Annotated in this window: 11 protein-coding genes; 1 reads left to right on the forward strand and 10 read right to left on the reverse strand. The window is 36.7% G+C overall.

Annotation, left to right across the window (positions count from 1 at the left end; translation table 11 throughout):
• Nucleotides 1-238 precede the first annotated feature (238 nt).
• Nucleotides 239-1,069 carry an MBL fold metallo-hydrolase gene (locus IGK54_RS07815; protein ID WP_002369253.1) on the forward strand — a complete coding sequence of 277 codons (831 nt, stop codon included), beginning with the start codon at nucleotides 239-241 and terminating at the stop codon, nucleotides 1,067-1,069.
• 147 nt (nucleotides 1,070-1,216) lie between these two features.
• Here IGK54_RS07815 and sprE read toward each other — a convergent pair whose 3' ends face one another.
• The 10 genes from sprE to IGK54_RS07865 all read right to left on the reverse strand — a co-directional run bounded on the left by sprE (nucleotide 1,217) and on the right by IGK54_RS07865 (nucleotide 18,050).
• Nucleotides 1,217-2,071, reverse strand: coding sequence for a serine proteinase SprE (sprE, locus tag IGK54_RS07820; protein ID WP_002379530.1), 855 nt, complete (start codon nucleotides 2,069-2,071; stop codon nucleotides 1,217-1,219).
• Between the two features lie 48 nt (nucleotides 2,072-2,119).
• Nucleotides 2,120-3,652, reverse strand: coding sequence for a M4 family metallopeptidase coccolysin (gene gelE, locus IGK54_RS07825; RefSeq protein WP_142957143.1), 1,533 nt, complete (start codon nucleotides 3,650-3,652; stop codon nucleotides 2,120-2,122).
• A gap of 234 nt (nucleotides 3,653-3,886) precedes the next feature.
• Nucleotides 3,887-5,230 carry a sensor histidine kinase FsrC gene (gene fsrC, locus IGK54_RS07830; protein ID WP_142957144.1) on the reverse strand — a complete coding sequence of 448 codons (1,344 nt, stop codon included), beginning with the start codon at nucleotides 5,228-5,230 and terminating at the stop codon, nucleotides 3,887-3,889.
• Nucleotides 5,227-5,955 carry an accessory gene regulator AgrB gene (locus IGK54_RS07835; protein ID WP_002377181.1) on the reverse strand — a complete coding sequence of 243 codons (729 nt, stop codon included), beginning with the start codon at nucleotides 5,953-5,955 and terminating at the stop codon, nucleotides 5,227-5,229. The genes fsrC and IGK54_RS07835 overlap by 4 nt, the downstream gene beginning before the upstream one ends.
• A gap of 88 nt (nucleotides 5,956-6,043) precedes the next feature.
• A complete protein-coding gene (gene fsrA / locus IGK54_RS07840) occupies nucleotides 6,044-6,775 on the reverse strand; it encodes a response regulator FsrA (protein WP_142957145.1) in 732 nt (243 codons plus the stop codon).
• A gap of 419 nt (nucleotides 6,776-7,194) precedes the next feature.
• Nucleotides 7,195-9,189: an amidase domain-containing protein gene (locus IGK54_RS07845; RefSeq protein ID WP_430602864.1), complete on the reverse strand. Its 1,995-nt coding sequence runs from the start codon at nucleotides 9,187-9,189 to the stop codon at nucleotides 7,195-7,197.
• 81 nt (nucleotides 9,190-9,270) lie between these two features.
• Entirely contained in the window at nucleotides 9,271-14,898 is a 5,628-nt protein-coding gene (locus IGK54_RS07850) for a TIM-barrel domain-containing protein (protein WP_185938075.1), read from the reverse strand.
• A gap of 503 nt (nucleotides 14,899-15,401) precedes the next feature.
• Nucleotides 15,402-15,797, reverse strand: coding sequence for a hypothetical protein (locus IGK54_RS07855; protein WP_002361986.1), 396 nt, complete (start codon nucleotides 15,795-15,797; stop codon nucleotides 15,402-15,404).
• A gap of 47 nt (nucleotides 15,798-15,844) precedes the next feature.
• The gene (gene adhP / locus IGK54_RS07860) at nucleotides 15,845-16,861 is read right to left on the reverse strand and encodes an alcohol dehydrogenase AdhP (RefSeq protein ID WP_010819442.1); all 1,017 of its coding nucleotides are present in this window, start codon (nucleotides 16,859-16,861) and stop codon (nucleotides 15,845-15,847) included.
• 208 nt (nucleotides 16,862-17,069) lie between these two features.
• Nucleotides 17,070-18,050, reverse strand: a complete 981-nt coding sequence (locus IGK54_RS07865) for a DUF916 and DUF3324 domain-containing protein (RefSeq protein ID WP_142957148.1) — start codon at nucleotides 18,048-18,050, stop codon at nucleotides 17,070-17,072.
• Nucleotides 18,051-18,139: the final 89 nt, after the last annotated feature.

An 18,139-nucleotide genomic window follows, 5' to 3' on the forward strand; every position in this document is an offset into this window, starting at 1 on the left:
CCTTTGGTAAAACTTTTTTTCGGAAATAGTACGAGCATTCGCAGTAAATTCGGCTTATCAAAAAAGGCGTCTAGCTTTTTCTATTTTACGCATATTTACTTAAGAAATTCCATTTCAATTCTTCTCTAAAAAAGGTAAGATGGACACAACAAATGTTTCAGTTTCCATGCCCATTTACTTTAAGGTTCAGCGTTATCTACTAAGTATGAGAATGTCAAAGAAAGGTTAGGTACTCCCAATGAAAATCAACTATTTAGGTACGGGTGCAGCAGAACGGATTCCAGGAATTTTTTGTAATTGTAAATTATGTAAGTACGCTCGAGAGAAAAAAGGACGAGAAATTCGTACACAAACTCAATTAATTATTGATGATGTCCTGCTGATTGATTTTCCAGGGGATTCTTATTTACACCTGTTGCAGTACGACTTGTGTTTTGCAGACTTTGACTCTTTACTAATCTCTCATTGGCATTCCGATCATTTTTACGGCGAGGATTTGGCTTATCGAATGTCTGGTTATGCATTAGATATTCCCAATCGTTTAACTGTTTACGGAAATGAAGCAGTTAAGACGTTTTATCAGCGCGCCTTTGATTTAGAAGGTCGTCAAGACGATACCCGATTACATTATCAGGTTATTCAGCCCTACAAATGTTTTACTATTGCGAACTATACGATTTATCCCCTTCCTGCACAACATGGAAATTTCAGTGAAGATTGTTTTATTTTCGTTATAGACGATGGTAAAGATGCTTTTTTATCCACCCATGATACAGGTTACTTTACGTCAGAAATGTTTGAATATCTTGAAAAGAGCCACTTACTTCTTAGTATTGTTTCTTTAGATTGTACTAGTCAAACAAACGAAACTGGCAATAGTCATATGAATTGGGAAGAAAATTTAAAATTAATTGCAGAATTAAAAGAAAGAAAACTCGTCACAGATAAAACGATTTACGTTGCCAACCATTTTTCTCACAATGGCGGCTTGTCTTATGCGGAGATGGCGGCTTTATCTCAAAAGCATGAAATCATTACGAGTTATGATGGTTTAGAAATACTAACTTAATCGGATTATTTGCCTTCTTTTCAGCACTATTATATGCTTTTAACCGATAATTACAAGGTACTTTTATCGTAACTTACACTATCTTAAAAAACAAAAATACTCGAGATTTCCCGTGATTCTGGAAATTCCGAGTATTTTTATGGTTCTTTACGCTGCTGGCACAGCGGATAAACGTTTATTTTCTTCTTCATTCACTCGATTAACAATAAAGTTATAATTCACTTCATTTAGTCTTTGACCATGATTTCCTGTTTGCTTAATGCCACCATTGGAATGAACACCAACTACTTCAAACTGATCATTATAGATTGGTGAACCAGATTGACCACCAGTTGTATCGATATCATAAAATAGTAATGGATTTTCTAAGTCTGTAAAGTTAGATGTAAACAAATCATTTTCATGAGACCATTGTGTGTGGTTTTTCTCACCTGGATAGCCTGATATTGTGACATGGGTATCTGAAGATTCAAACTTTTTCAAAACAAATGGCGTTAAAATTTCTCCCAACTCTGGGCCATCTGGACGATCGTTTTGTTTGCCAACAGTCACGACCGCAATATCCGCATTCGGGGAAAAAGCTACATCAATCACTTTGAATTTGCCAAATGGTGTCGCACTGCCATCTCGACCTGGATAAAACCAAGCATCATCTTTGGCATTCGGATTTAATACTTTGGCATTCTTAAAACTTTCAGCCACATGATTATTGGTGACAATTGTATTAGTTCCAACAACAAAGCCTGTTCCTAAAGAAATATAGCCTGGTTTACTGGCAGGGGAAATGATTCTTCCGATTGACGCAAAAGGCGCTTCGGTTGTATCTGCCACTTCTTGTCTTCTGTCTTCAGGGTCCAGTAACGATCTTTTTTGTCGTGAATGACTTTCGGCAGGAACGATATACTCTTCTGCATTTGCAGACAAGCTAAAACCGGCTATCAAAGTTACTAAAATCAGAAACAAAAAACCAGCACTAATTTTTCGTATGGAGAACTTTTTCATAAGATTATGCCACTCCTTATCCATTTTTATTTAATTGGGGAATTTTTTTCATTCATTGACCAGAACAGATTCACTTGGTTGGTTTACTTGAATATCCTCTTTAGCTCCGATTCCAGCAGAGTTAAAGGCTGCTGACACCACTGAAGCTGCTTCATCGCCATATTGAACTTTTGCAGCAGCAAGCATCGCATCACGAGCATCACTGAATTGTGCTTTAGGTGTTAAGTAATTTACTAACGAGCTGTAGAAAATAGTCTGTGCTTTTTCAATGCCTAAGTTCTGGATAATGGTGTAACCAATCCGATTAATAATTCCACTATTATAATGAACACCGCCTTGATCATAATAAGGCGTTCCTTTATACCGTGCTCGATCGTCGTATTGAGCCATGGTTTCTGGTTGTCCGTGTTTACTTGGCGTTTGTAAATTTCGAATACCTGTTTTTCGGTCAACACTCTGAGTATCCGCACCAATTTCTGGATTAGATGCACCCGAAATAATATAACCCATCAAATCAGAATAAGATTCATTCAACGCACCTGATTGTCCTAAATATTCTAAACCGGCAGTATGTTCCGTCACACCATGTGTCATTTCATGACCAACTACATCTAAAGAGGAAGCATACGTTTTTCCTGTTGGTGTACTTGTTTCACCATAACGCATTGCTTTTCCATCCCAAAAAGCATTGTCATAAGCATCTGGATGTTGTTCATCAACAACTGACAAGATGGGCATCCCTCGATCATCAATACTGTGTCGTTGGAAATGATCTTCATAATATGTTTTTACAAATTTTCCATGCGTATAGGCGTCAACAGCATTCTGATTTAATGTCGCTAGTGATGGCGCTTGAATAATAGAATAATTATTTTTGCCATCAACTACTGCATGGTAAACCCCTGTGTTATCCGTTCCGTGTAAAGCAATTCCCGTATTGCTTTTTTCAACTGGTACATTAAACGTTACTTGAAAAGAGTTTTTTAACGTTACTTCACTACCGACATGTTCCGTTAAATCTTGTTTTTCCATAATTGTTCCATCTGTAGCATTTACTTTATAAACCAATGATATGGGGTCACCAGTTGGTGAAGAAGTTACTCTGACTTTATAAAATAATTGCCCTTCATTATTTACACGTTTGTCAATAGCTAAAAAGACAAGATCTTTATTTTCCGGATTATCAGAAGCAATAATTTTTTTAACTCCTTCTTCACCGATTGCATCAACCGATTGAATTTTCACAACTTGATCAACTGGATTTCCTGTAACACTTGTTACTGCACCGTTTTTATCTAAATGAATAATCACATTATCTGAATCAACAGTAACGCCTTCCGTTTGCTTTTCTAACTTAAGATGCTTCATCCCCCACGCGTCTTCTTTTCGATCTACAACCGTATATTGTTCAGCAGCTGCCTCAGAAATTGCCTCCTTTTCCAACTTCGATAAAACTGTTGAAACTTCACTTTCTGAATAAACTTGTTCTTCTGCGGCTACAAAAAGTGAAGAAAATAGACATGAACTTCCAACAAAGATGCCTGTACCTAAAATGTATAAAATTTTATTTCCCTTCATCAAACAATTAACTCCTTCCCCAGTTTCCTTTTATTTCTTTTCCCAACAAAAGTATTGCTTTATCCTCCCTAATTTTTCCCGTTAAACGACCGCCCCTTTCCCTGCGTAAATATTTGTTGCTATTTTCATTATAGACAACTACCTAACCGGCACTATCTAAATTCCTTAATCAGCCGACATTTTTCCCTGTATTGCCCCTCATATCTCAATACCATAGCAAAAAAGTTGTTAACAAATTCATTCGTTAACAACTTTTTTACTGTTATGATTTTTTTCAATAATTAAATGTTGAGTGACCGATCCTTCTTTGAAGGACGTTTGTAAATCAAATTGATCTGAAAAATCAACAATTTCTTTTACATATAACAATCCCCAACCGTGCTCTTCTGGGTTACTTTTAGAACTAAATTTGGTTTTCTTCATAACCTTAAAATCAAATTCGGCTTGGACACTATTTGTTATCACAAACTCTTGTGTTTCATCTTTATTGAAAATTGAGATAGCGAACATTTTCAATTCTGATTTTGCACTGTTTTCAATCGCGTTATCTAATAGAATAGCCAACAAACGAATCACAACCACTAAGTCGATTGATGTATCAAGAATAAATACTTCTGGCACATCAACAATCACTTTTAGTTTTGCTTGCTTTGCGGTATTAATTTTCATACTTATGAGTGCCTTAAGTTCCATATTTTTCAAACGATTTAACTTCATAAGTTCAAATTCTTCATTATCAATAATTTTTTTGGTTGGTGCAATCGTTTCTTCATAAATTCTTTTGATTTCCAGAATATCTTCGTATGAAATAGCAATTTGTAAACTATACAATAAATTTTTATAATCATGACGAAACATCGCTAGCTCTTCGTTAATGGATTCTATTTTTTCAGTATAAATCGTTAAATTATTCAATAATTGAGTGTTGATACGTTGTTCTTCCAAATAAGCTTCAATGACTAAGCCAATCAGAATTAAAAATAAACCTACACTTATTAATAACTCCAATTTAGAACTATTTACCGTGACAAATCCTCGCATAAAGTCAGGTGAAATCTCTGGCGAAATCAAAAACACAAAAAGTAACAACAGAATCAACAATAAAAGTAAACAACCAAAAAAAATTCGGCTATTTTCTAACACACGATTTAATCTTAAAAAAACACTATTGGGAATTTTTAAAGCAATCCAGATATTTATAAGCAACAGAAGAACATTTGAGGCAATCCATAATAATTTATTTTGATAAATCTGTTGAAAAAAAACACTTAAAATCGTTTGCTCCGTGTAATTGATAAACGAAACCATAAGCAATGTAAAAACGGATAAAAATATCGCTTTAAAAATTGAGAACCTCTTTTTGTGAATGAGTAAAAATCCTGTAAAAACAACGACTGTCAGCGCATAAATCAACCAAGAGTAGCCCAACATTAATGCCGCAAACGAACAAAGATTAATGACAATAAGCAATGAAAGTAACGGTATTTTACATTCAATCTTGATCAATGTTACTCGTAAAAAGACAAAAACGATAAAGCTAGATGCCAGCAAAACGTTAGTAGCTAATAACGACAAAATCATTTTTCAATATTCTTTTTAGGTTTTTCAGTTTGTCCCATCCATTGTCCAAATATATTGGGCGAATTTTGATTTAATCTAGGCTTAGTTCCCACACCATCACTGACTTTTGCAACTCTTTTTTCAATAACATTTTTAATTATTTTTTTACCAAATTTCATAAAAACACTTCCTTCAATTAAATTTTTTGTTACAGGGAGTATCATCAGACCTTGGATGACGAGACCGTAGAGTATTACTGAAGCAATCTTTTCTTTGACAAACAGACTACATAAAATAAGTAAACACACCCTTATAAGGCTTTGCTTTTTGAGCACGTTTAAATCAGATGGCTGAACAGGTTCAATTGCTGTTCCTTGTGGCGCATACCAATAAAATAATACGACTAAGAGGCAAATCAATAGAATTTTATAAATAAACGGTAAGCTCACAGAAGAATTTTTCAATACAAATGGTATGGCGACATAGATAACAATGCTTTCTAGACGACAGAGCCATTTAGTTTTTGCATGCCAGCCACCTGCGACAGGCCGTAAAAAAATCAGTACGACGTATACAATAAAGGTTTCGCTTAACGTCCCAAATAAAACTGATAAAATCAGAATCATCAGAAAATTAAATAAGCCAGAAAAATAAACGGTTAGATAATACTTTGTCCATTGTGTTTTTCCTGATTGATCTTCCTGATCCATATCCATAATATTTTTTAGAATCCAATCGATTAGCATATCGCCCTCCTCTTCAAGTATTGCACTAAATTATAACGAATATAGCGACTAATAGATAGATAATTCCTTAATTAGTCATTATCCCTCCCTAAGTAAGAAATAGTGCCTTGACCTGAGTATAATATCTTCTTGAGACTGGTACTTCCGTTCCGTCTCTCATAGTTAAAAGATGCGTTTTATAATTTAATTTTGACGCATATTTTTTATTGATGATGATTGATTGATGGACTCTAATCAAATCTGGATGCAGTTGTTCAATTTTTGATAACGTTCCATAAAATTCTCTTTTAAAATTTTTACCAACCATTGACACACGATGATCGTATTCCGTTTGAAAGAAATAAATATCATTAATATCCATTTTTATAGAAGACGCTTTTAAGTTAATGATAATATATTCACTTTTTGTCTTTATATTTTCTTTTTGTTGAATATATGTATCGACACATGTTTCGACCTCTTTTTGGAAATCTAGAAAATCCACGTTCTTTTGAATAAATTGAAGAGCTGAAACCATATATTTGTAGGAAGTTAAAACTAATTCTGTGTGAGTAGAAATAAATACAATCAGACTTTCACTGTCTGTTTTTCTGATTTCTTTAGCAACCTCAAATCCTGCCTGGATATGATTGTTCATTTGAATATCTAGGAAAAAGATATTTAGTTGGGCGTCCTGGTGTGCCACTTGTAATAATTCATCTGAACGTGAAAATAAATGGATTGTTTCATTATAAATATTTCTTGAATGTAGGATATTTGTTAACAATGCTTCTAACGCTTTTGCTTGAATAATTTGGTCTTCTAATATATAAATAGCCATTTGTTCACTCATCCCTTTCTCAAGAAGATATAAAATTACACAACAAAAGACAAATGATTATAATGTTCAATCAATTTATACACCAATAAAAGAGATAAAAAAATTGATTGTCTGTTAGTATATTCACATAAATTTAGTATAGCGATTTCAGTAGTTTCCTGCAAACAAAAACATAAAATAACAAAGTATCAAGAAAAAGTACTTTGGACTATTCATCTTTTGCTAACGAATCATGAGGACTATTGTCTCTTCGTTGATGAAAAACAAAGAATCAACCGCCAAACTGTTCTTGTCATTTTATACATGACAAAATCAATTCATTGGTCGATTCTGGTTATTTTAATTTGTTAGTTCACACATGGATCATTGTGCTAATTTTTTACTTAAACATCCACAGTTCTTCCTGTTGAATGAGTCGATTAAGCGCCAATGTAGGTCACGCCACTACTATAAGCAATTACATTAGGTAATACACGATACGAAATCGTTTGATCATTGATGCCATTGCTTTCAGAAATAATGATTCCATCAGAAGTGACCGCTTCAACAAAAGCAACATGTCCATATTGATTATCTGCGCCAGCAACTCCTGGTTGGAAACTAATCGCACGACCAGCTTTAGGCAATGAACTAACTTGATAGCCTAATGCACGTCCTTTTCTTCCCCAGTCACTGCCATTTCCCATAAATTCATCCACAGAAGTGCCTAACTGTTTGAAACGATTATAGACATACCACGTACACTGGCCCACGGGATAGCTACCACTTCGATTATAATTGATCCCATCATAGACTGGAAAATGCATTTGTTGCTGTTCCGCTTCCGACAGCTTATTTTTAGATTGGATAATCAAACCGTCCACTGTTTTTGGTAAATCAAATTGCGTTAAGTTATAAACCGCAATTAACGAATTTAATTTATTATCGTATTGCTTGTCTGTTGCATATTTACCTGTTAAAAAACGCGTTGCTTGAAGGTAGTTTTTGGCTTCCGAACGCCACGCTGGTTTATAAAAATCTTGATTTCCGTCAATCCCTTGTCGGAGTAATTGAACATAATCTTGCAATGAGTCATTATAGCCACCGTAATCGCGAAACCCAGCGGAAATTGTATAAAGTTGGCCCCTCTGATCAGCCTCTTTTGTTGAAAAGCTAACACTATTTCCTTGGAACGAACCTTTCACGCCAAAGAGATTATAATAAGGTTCTTTGGCTAGTTGACTTTCGCCAGAGCCACTTTCTAAAATAGCCTGAGCTATCATCACTGATGCAAAAACATCGTATTTTTCGCCAAGTTCTCTGGCTGTCTCACCAATTTTTTTAATAAACGCTGTGGTTTGTTCTGACTTCTGCATTTCAAATGACGCACCATATGTTGCTAAAACTTCTTTGCCATACTCCGTTAATGTGAACTCCTTAAAAGGATTAGTCACTACCAAGCGTATTTCCTCTTTTGAGTCTGGTTGTTGTTTGGCAGTATAGATATTCTCTAACTGAGCGATTACTTCTGGTTCCTCCTTAGAATCCGCTTCCGCTGCGGCAATTAAATATTTTCCTTGGCCAAGATAAACACCATTTTGAAGCGTTTTTCCTTCAGCTGTTTGCCAAAAAATCAGATCACCAGGTTCTGCCTCCTCTATAGAACGAACTTTACCAAATGTCATTTGTTCTTGCGGTGTACTGCCAATGTCTATTTTAAATAATTGTTGGTAAATTTTTTGGGCAAGGAAACTACTGGTCAATGCTTGCTCCGTCAAATTAAATTCTTTTTTTGTTTTCCCAACGTGTCTTAATGCTTCAGCCACCACGACTGCCCGTTTCTTTTCGCCAAAAGACGACAACAGTGGAAGTTCGTAGCCTTTTAAATTTGAAGAAGCGATTTCATCTACTTTGAGGGACGGATTTAACGATACAGCCTGATTTTCTTCAACAACGTTATTGGTGGCTTCAGGAACTTGAATAGGTTCTTCAGGTTCTTGCTTGGTCACAGGAACTTGTGGTGGTTGCGATTGTTCAACAGGCTGCGTGATTTCTGATGATACCGTTGGCTCTGTAGGTTCTTTTTTTGTTTCAGAACTAGTATTTGTGGTTGTCGTTTCTGTCGTTGACTGACTCGTTGATTCGGTAGTCGTATCGGTAGAACTATTTGATTCAGATGACGAACTACTAGTGGACGTTGTAGATGTAGCAACAGTTGTTTCGGTTGTTTCGGTTGTTTCGGTTGTTTCGGTTGTTTTGGTTGTTTCAATTACTTTTTCTTCCGAAGTAATTGTCGTTTTCGAGGACAGAGCTGTTTGTAGCGAGCTACTTGGTAATTCTGCAGCCAACGTAACAACTGGAGCGACTTCCAAACTCAGAAGAACGAGAATACTTGTTAAAACAAGTAGTTGATTCTTGATTTTCTTTCTTTTCATTCGTAAAAATCCTCTCCTATTACTTACTTGCGCATTTGCACACTGTTTTTGTACAAATGCGCCTTGTAAGTTAATGATACGCTAATTTTGGTCTTTTTTATTTTTGAAGAATAATTTTCCTAAACCAATACTTACTATCAATAGAAAACCACTGATTGACCAGATTGGCGAAACAACTTCATTTGCTTTTGGCAAAGTGCCAGAAGTGCTGGTTTTCGTTGTCGTTCCACCTGTTGCTGTGCCCTTTCCTGTGCTGGTTACGCTACCAGTCCCGCTAACCGTGCCATGATTTCCATTGTTGCCTGTAGAGTTGCTACTGATTGGCTCTTCTGCCATTGCTTCAATGGCTTGTGCTAAAATACTTAAACATTTGTCCACAGCTTCTTGCGTCGCACTTGGGTCCTCAACAAGTGCTTTTGCTTGTTTAATTGCTTCAGCTAAAGCTTCTTGCGATGCTTTTGTAAATTGTTTTCCTGCTTTAGGTTTCAATGTTTCTGCTTTTTGAAGCAGTTCTTTCAACTTTGTTTTATCCGTTTGAAGGACTTGTTCCTCTAAACTATCCAAAGCAGTTTTTACATTTTTTTCAGCAGTATCAATTTGTTCTTGCCGAGCATTTTTATCATCTAAAATCCCTTCCGCTTGGTCAATTGCTTCAGTTAAGCGCGCTTTAGACTCGCTGGTAAATTCTTTTCCGGCAGATGGTTTGATTGCTTTTGCTTTGGCTATCATTGCCTCTAAGGCTTTTTTATCTGTAACTAACGCTTCTTCTTGTAACCCATCGATGGCACTAGTTAATTCAGCAACCGCTTCATCAATCATTTTTTGATTAGCTGCTGGGTTTTCCAATGTGTTTTTAGCTGCTAAAAGCGCTTTTTGTAAATCTTGTAACGAGGAGGCAGTAAATTGGTGCCCTTCACTTGGAGTGACTTGCTGCGCTCGTTTGACAACTTCTTGTAATTGGTCTTTATTTACAAGGGGTACTTCTTTTAATTGAGCCATTGCAGTTTCCAATGCGTTTAGAGCCGCTGAGACTTCTTCTTTTGTCGCCGTTTCTTTCGCTACGATTGCTTCAGCCGCTTGAATTGCTTCTTGCAATTGTTTTTCTGTTTCTTTTGTAAATTGGTATCCTTCTTCCGGCTTTATTCCTCGGGCTTGAGCGATTTTCTCTTTTAAGGTTTCCTTATCAACGGCGACGGGTTGTTCTTTTAATTGTGCAATTGCTTCACGCAATGTTTTAGTCGCTTGGTCTATTTCTTCTTGGGTAACTTTTTCTTGAGCAAATACTTTTTGAGCTGCTGCTAATGACTCTTCGAGAACTTTTTTAGTTTCTTCGGTGAATTCTTGCCCATCACTTGGTTTTTTCGCCAGCCCCTCTTGAATTGCTTTTTCTAAATCAGCTTTATTCGCTACATCAGGCATTTTTTCCAACTGTTCTACAGCCTTTTCTAGATTTTCCACAGCAGCAGAAACGTCTGTCTGTGTGGCTTGCTCATTGGCTAGAACAGCTACTGCCTCATCTAAGATTGGTTTAAAGATTGCCCAAGTTTCAGGCGTATATTCTTTTTCGACACGTGCTTGATTTAGCGTAATTAGCGCTTGTAATAACTCTTTATCTACTAGCTCTGTGGGCTTCACTGTTACAGAAAAATCTGAAAGTGTGGCTTGTTGGAATCCTTGGCCTACTAATAAGCCTTGACTCATATCAAATTGTAATGGCTGCTCAACAGTTGTCGCACGTTTTACGCGAGTTGTTTCTTTTACTTTAACTTTAAAGGTAACTAAGTCCATTGAACCATTTAACAATTGTTTATTTCCTTGATTACTAAGAACTAAATATAGATTCTCCACATCATTTGAATGTTTCCGATATTTAGAATAATTTTCCATTTGTTTTGTATTATTCGTGGTTGCAGGCTGACCGACAAGTTCAAATTTGCTAGAATCAAAGGACATTTTTGTGCTTAACGCATTAATGTTTTTTAAGTCTTGACCTTTAAGTGTAAAGGTTAATGTATCGCCAGGAAGATAAGTATCCTTGCCATTTTCATTAACCACAGCAAGGGATAAACCGCCCGCAATTTCTTCGACATCAGGTATCTCAATCCCACCATCTAATTGTCGTAAAACATAACTGATATCATAAGCATCAATTACCCCATTTTTATTTAAATCACCTTTTTCAACATAGCCATTAAAGTCACTGTCCACCGATTCTAAGCCTGTATAGTTTCGATAACTCATTGCATCATTTTCATCAATCGTTCCATCGTTAGTAATGTCTCCATGTAAGATTCCTTCTGTTCCTGGTTGTTTGTAAAAGAGCATCTCACGACCAGAGCCAAAATTACCCACCGATTTTAATACCTTCATTTCAACAAAACGATACGCTTGGTCCTTCGTTTCAATGGTTTTTGTCAAAGCATCTTGCTTCCAGTTAATAGGTTCTGAAAACTCTGTCCAATTAGCTCCATCTTTCGACGTCCGATACTGGAGCTGCAAAATATTTCCGTTGCCGGCATTGTCTCTTGGCAAGTATTCAATTTTATCCATTTGATACTCCGCACCAAGATCAAATTTTAAAGACAAGAAATTTCCATCACTTGGATTAGCGATGCCGGTTGACCAGTTCGTATGCCAACCTGTACTCAAATCTTTATCTGTTAATTTCTTCAATTCTGCGCCTGGTTGTTCTGGTAAATTACTTGTTGCTTTGACTTGATTAATTGTTTCTTTATAGGGATCATCTTGTGTTTTTCCTTTAATCGGTTCACTCCATTCAGAGACCCCGTTTTTTCCAACAGCTCGAACTCGAAAAGTATGTTCGCTTAAAAAGGAAAATCCATCAAATGTTGCTGTATTCGTTTGAATATTTCCGAAAACAGTCCCGTCACGCTCTACTTCATAGCTTGTTGCCTCAGTTACTTGATCCCATTGAAGAGTCAAAGAAGATGGCGTTGTTTTTTCTTCATTGATTGCGACATTTGCCGGAATAGTTAACTGGTCATCGACCGTTGTATTTCCTCCGTCAACCGTTCCTTTATTAATGAAACCTTTGACAGTTATTTGAACATCTTTGGCGGTCACAGATTGTTTCGCTAGTTTTACTGATAACGCTGATTGGTTCAGTTTTTCTCCTGAAGCTTCAGAAAGATACTGATTCACTTGGAATTCTTTATCAAAATAATATAGATTTGTGCCAGCTAAAAATTCTTCTTTATTAGCTGCTTGTTTCAAGGTTACTTCTGTTCCCCCCACCATTGCTGTTACGCTTTCGGGCGCTTCTGAAGCTAGCAAATCAAGCGTGGTGCTTCGTTCATCAACAAAGCCACTATAACTTCCTTTTGTCGGTTCGATAGTAACGGTCAGATCCCCTTTTTCGTTTGATTTAGGGCCTTGACTATTTATTTTAGTCGTAGCTGATTGCCCAGCTTCATAACTAGTTGAAATTCCGTCATCTTCATACATATTAAAAGAAGTGGCGCCATTTGGATAAATCAAGAAAGATCGTTGATCCCGTTGGATTTCCTTTGGATTGTTGTTTGGATTCGTCATTGGGATAATACTGCCATCTTTGACGAAAACGGGCACCTTCCACAGCGGTGTTTTTACTCCATTTAAGACACGGCCACCTTGATATTTTTCGCCTGTAAATAAGTCAACCCAGACTTGTTTTTCATCTGGTAAGTAGATTCCATCACGGATTGAATTTCCTGCCTCATCTTGATTGCCATTATAAATTGGGGCAACGAGTAAATTGGGTCCCCACATATATTGGTATTGAGAATCTTTTGTATATGCTGTTCCTTCATTAGGAAATTCTAAAGCCATGGCCCGTACCATTGGTAGTCCATCAACTGATTCCTTGGCAATACTGTAGTTATAAGGCATCATCATTGATTTTAATTTTAGATACGCTCGGTTCAAATCTGTGGCTTCTTGATCAAAAGCAAATGGCGTTTTTGGATTGGAGCCCCAGCCGTCCATATTTAGCTGCACTGGTGTAAAAGTTTTCCATTGGAAATCACGTATGTTGACCTCTTTATTTTTTCCACCAAAAATTCCATCCATATCTGAACCGACATTTGGTTGTCCAGACAACGAAGTCCCGATATATGTTGGGATATGGAAGCGAATATATTCCCATTGACCACCCGTTTGATCGCCTGTCCAAATACCAGCGTGCCGTTGGGTTCCGGCCCAACCATCTAATGAAACAATCATCGGACGAACTGCGCCGTCTGTTTCTTTTACAAAAACATTCGCGGCATCTTCTACACCATTTAAGCCAAAGGAATACCCATACCCGACCCACGCCACGTCAGTTTTGAGAGCTTTAACACCAGCGACACTAACTTCTTTCGCAATATCCCGTTCTCCTTTTTTAGGATTTTTAGGATCCGCTGGATGGAGATTAGATTGGGTCCACAGCCCCACTTCAACACCATTGGCTTGAGCATAATCAGTAAATTCTTTTAAGTTTTGTACATCGCCGTCCAATGAATCTGTTTGGCCATAGCCAGCACCGTAGCCGTCATTTGGCAAGAACCACCCTAACGGCATATCGTTTTTCTTATATCGATCAATAACTGCGCGTGCAGAAAATTGATAATTCTCTTTTTCTCCATTTAAAGATTCTAACGTGCCATTTAAGTTTCCTAAATCGCCTGGTTGGTATTCTTTGTAAAAATTACCATCTTCAAACTTAACTGCTCCCGCGGTTCCTTCTGCTACTTTCACCCAATAGTCCCGATTATACGCGTTTAAATGTGCTTCATAGAACCCGTATTCTGGCATCAAAGCTGGTTTCCCAGTTAATTCATAGTAATCTTTTAAAATACCTGCTGAGGAATCATTAAAGAAATAAAAAGCATCAAAATCTGTTCCTTCGTGCGTTGTTGTGGTTGTTTGTGGATCATGACTTCCAAAATCATAGTTGCCAGGTTTCCATGTATTTCGAACAACGCCATACCCTGCAGTTGACCAATAAAATGGGTTAGGCGATGCTACTCCGCCATCTACCCAATTGTTCGTATTGACAATCTGGATAGCTGTTCCTTTATGCGTAAATCGACCATTTTGAGTTCCTCCGCCAAAATAATTTTCTTGACTACTTTGTTTTAACGTTTGTGTAGCTTTATCATTTTTAAAGGATAGCGGAGCGGTTTCTTCTAAAATGACTTGATCCTTTTTCTTATCTAGAACTTTCATTAAAGCGCTTTCTTTTTCGAACATAATTTTTAAACCATTATTTTCTAGAATAAATTGGTTTCCTGAATCTGTGACGTTCGTTTGCTCAAAGGCTTGTGTGCCATAGTCGGCCATTGTTTTAGCCGTAATTTTCGCAACATGCTTTGGATCATTTGGCGTTGGATATTCTTCAAATTTACCAGTTGGATCTAGATGATAGCGAAAAAGATGGTCGTTTAAAATACTAATTTGTGCTTTTTTGCCAGAAGCATACGTAATGACAAAGTTTTTCTCCGCTTTTTCAATCGACACAATTGCTCCGACTGACGTTGCTGAATCAGCTACGTCTTCTTTTGCTGTTTGCTCTTGCGCATCAACCACTTGAGAATCCATCGTAACAAACGAATGGAACGCCAATACAGACGAACTCACTAATAAAAATGTCAACCAGTGCTTTTTACCGTAAATTTTTTTACCCTGATACTCTTTGTTCATTTTTTCCTCCTTAAAATTGCTCCCCATAGAATAGTTCCGACACAATTACTCGCAAAATCCAAAACCCAACAAAGTTTTATCCAGATGAAAAGTCATAACGATTTTCTTAGTTTACTGAGACTGTTAGAAAGTCAGTTTCAGTAACCCCTTCCTAAACACATCCTTTCAATAAAATATTAAATGAAAACAATCTATTTTCATCTTATATAAAAATTTTAGTACAGAATCACAATTTCTCTATGAATTCGTTTTCATTTGTTGACTACCAATTTTTCACTTTTTTAATAACATAATTATCGTATGATGGTTTTTTTGTGTTTGTCAACGGTTAATTATAGCAGCCACCATTAACGAGTATTAACCCTTGATAAACCTGTTAATTCACTTATAATGATGATTTTATTGCGAAAATATCTACATCAGAAAAAGAAAGACTTTTTTCAAAAATCTAATACCTGTTACTCAACTTTAGTCTATTTAAAAATAATCAACACCCTCCTGCTCAGCAAGAGGGTGTTTAATAATTGTTTTTAGTGATTGATTTGACTTGCTGGTGTGAAAAGCAAACTAATGATGATGCCAACTATCAGTACCGCTAGCAATATAAAAATTAACTTTCCAAACCGGTGATAGGGATTGATCGAAAGCCCAATCCCATAAACTTTAGGAACCCACAAAGGAGGCGTTGGATTATCTTTTTGATCTTTATAGGCTATCTTTAAAATCTGCCACGCAAAATACAACAATGGTAAAACCATAATTACCCCAACTATACCTAGCCATTTTGCTAATAAGTCACTAGTATGCAAAAGACTGATTGTCAGAATTGGTACAAACAAAAGAATAAAGCTAATTGTGGCTCCCACTTGTGCTTGTTTAAGCAGTCGTCTCTCACGGAGAGTAAGATTCGCAAACATTCCATCCATCCTTTCATGGTTTTCAGATTAAATCAACGAATCACTAAAAAACTAAATTAACTGCGAAAATCAATGACCATGCGCCCGCGAATTTTTCCTTGTTCCATTTCTTCAAAAATAGCATTAATTTCTTCTGGTTGACGTGTTTGACAAACAGGAACAACTTTTCCTTCTGCACCGAATTGGAAAGCTTCTCTTAAATCTTGACGGGTTCCAACTAACGATCCGACTACGTGAATGCCATCAAGAACAAGACGTGGAATAGATAAATCCATTGTCTCAACAGGCAATCCAACGGCGACAACCGTTCCTCCCGCACGGACTGCATCGACTGCGCCATTAAATGCTGATTTAGCTACCGCAGTGACTACTGCTGCATGGACACCACCAATTTCTTTTTGAAGTTGTGCAGCAAAATCAGGATCTTTAACTGGATTAATTAAAAGATCAGCACCCATTTCTTTCGCAAAAGCTAACTGATCATCATTCACATCAACAGCTACTACTTTTGCATTAAAGACATGCTTGGCATATTGTAAAGCTAGATTACCTAGCCCACCTAATCCTGAAATCATTAGCCATTGACCTGGACGAATCCCAGATTCTTTTATCGCTTTGTAGGTTGTTACCCCTGCACAAGTAATAGAGGAAGCTGGCTCTGATGCTAAATTTTCTGGCACTTTCACTGCATAACCGTCTGTGACGATGCATTCTTCGGCCATGGCACCATCAACTGTATATCCAGCATTTTTTACTGAACGACAAAGCGTTTCTCGACCAGAAGTACAATATTCGCAATGCCCGCAGCCTTCATAAAACCATGCAACAGATGCACGATCACCAATCTTTAAACTAGTAACGTCTTTTCCAACCTCCGTCACAATCCCAATTCCTTCGTGACCTAAGGTACAACCGCTAACATCGCCAAAATCTGCATTCTTAACGTGTAAATCCGTATGACAGACACCACAGACTTCCATTTTCAACCGCGCTTCATTATCTTTCAATGGACGCGATTCTTTTTCAACAATTTTTGTTGTTTTTCCTTTTGCTGCGACAATTGCTTTATACATGGTTCTTTCCTCCTTGTTTCTATTGTGAATCATTGAACAATAATAGTATAATACTACTTTCCAAAATAAGGAACACCAATGACTTGCGTAAATTAACGTTAATTTGACAATTTATCCTTGCTAGACAGCTATTCTTCCCTTATGTCATAGATAATTCATACTGGCATGATTTTTTCTGCATAATTATCAACTATTTTAAAGGCAGGTTTTACAACTTCATTTTTCCCTTCTTTTTTCCCAAGATATAGCAGACGGTACCTAAAATAACTAGAATTAAAAAGGCCATGAGGTACTTAAGCCAGTGAAGGTTTTTGACTTTATGATCAACAGAACGCTTATTATACTGATCAGCTTGCTTTTTGTTTATCGTGAAATCTTTTGAGAACGTCCAGCTCCCCTCATGGTTTTTCAACTTAATGGTATAGGTATAGTCTCCAGGTTTAAACGAATCTTTCAGTAAAATAGGTAGGTCAAACCTTGTGTTTGGTGCAAAACTAAGATTATTTTTCTTTTCGTGAATGATCGTTTTGTTTGTTCCTTTTTCTTTAACAAAAAAATCTCCTTCGACTTTTGACAATAACTTCCGCTGTGGATTTTTAATTTCCATCGAAACAGTATTGTGGCGGTTAATTTGCCCAATTTTAACAGAACCACTTTCCAATTTTGCAGGTATGGTCTCTGCTGTTTCATTCACCCGAATAGCAATCGTATGCATATAAACATTTTGAATCCCACCCTTGCTTTGGTCCCCAGCTATCTCTACAGGTCGAATCGTCACTCCACCTAATAAAATTCCTGAGAATAACTTTTCTGGCATCGTTATTTGAAAATCAATCGTTTGTGATTGTTTACCAGGAACACTAATGTCCTTCCTATTGGTACTAATCAAATCACTAAGTACCAAACTCATCGATGGATCTTTTTCAAAGCTACTTTTTGTATAGTCAACTATCCCATTACTATTTGTTGTTGCTGTATTTACCTGAACTTTAAATTTTTGAGGCTTCGGCGTAGTATTGGTTATCGTTAATTTGAATGTATCTTTTTGTTTCGGAGTTAATGTCATATCAAAAAAATTACTGGTTTTGTTATTTTGAGTTGCTCCGAAAACGGGTGTGACTGTATACCCATTCGCATTGTCAATTGTTGCTGAACTATTGGTATTAGACGGCTCTGCCCAGGCACGCATCGCTCCACCTGAACAGAGAATAGTCAATATAAAAAGTATCTTTAAAATTCTTTTCAATTTATCTGCCTCGTTTTCTTACATCGTTTTAT

Origin of the sequence: Enterococcus sp. DIV2384, from assembly GCF_050534975.1 — a bacterium.
Classification (GTDB): Bacteria; Bacillota; Bacilli; order Lactobacillales; family Enterococcaceae; genus Enterococcus; species Enterococcus faecalis.

Bases quoted from the DNA above. Each gene is read 5' to 3' on its own strand.
- fsrA (WP_142957145.1), bottom strand. From the start codon at position 6,775: ATGGCTATTTATATATTAGAAGACCAAATTATTCAAGCAAAAGCGTTA.
- fsrC (WP_142957144.1), bottom strand. From the start codon at position 5,230: ATGATTTTGTCGTTATTAGCTACTAACGTTTTGCTGGCATCTAGCTTT.
- IGK54_RS07835 (WP_002377181.1), bottom strand. From the start codon at position 5,955: ATGCTAATCGATTGGATTCTAAAAAATATTATGGATATGGATCAGGAA.
- IGK54_RS07855 (WP_002361986.1), bottom strand. From the start codon at position 15,797: ATGGATGGAATGTTTGCGAATCTTACTCTCCGTGAGAGACGACTGCTT.
- IGK54_RS07815 (WP_002369253.1), top strand. From the start codon at position 239: ATGAAAATCAACTATTTAGGTACGGGTGCAGCAGAACGGATTCCAGGA.
- IGK54_RS07845 (WP_430602864.1), bottom strand. From the start codon at position 9,189: ATGAAAAGAAAGAAAATCAAGAATCAACTACTTGTTTTAACAAGTATT.
- IGK54_RS07850 (WP_185938075.1), bottom strand. From the start codon at position 14,898: ATGGGGAGCAATTTTAAGGAGGAAAAAATGAACAAAGAGTATCAGGGT.
- IGK54_RS07865 (WP_142957148.1), bottom strand. From the start codon at position 18,050: ATGCGTGCCTGGGCAGAGCCGTCTAATACCAATAGTTCAGCAACAATT.
- sprE (WP_002379530.1), bottom strand. From the start codon at position 2,071: ATGAAAAAGTTCTCCATACGAAAAATTAGTGCTGGTTTTTTGTTTCTG.
- adhP (WP_010819442.1), bottom strand. From the start codon at position 16,861: ATGTATAAAGCAATTGTCGCAGCAAAAGGAAAAACAACAAAAATTGTT.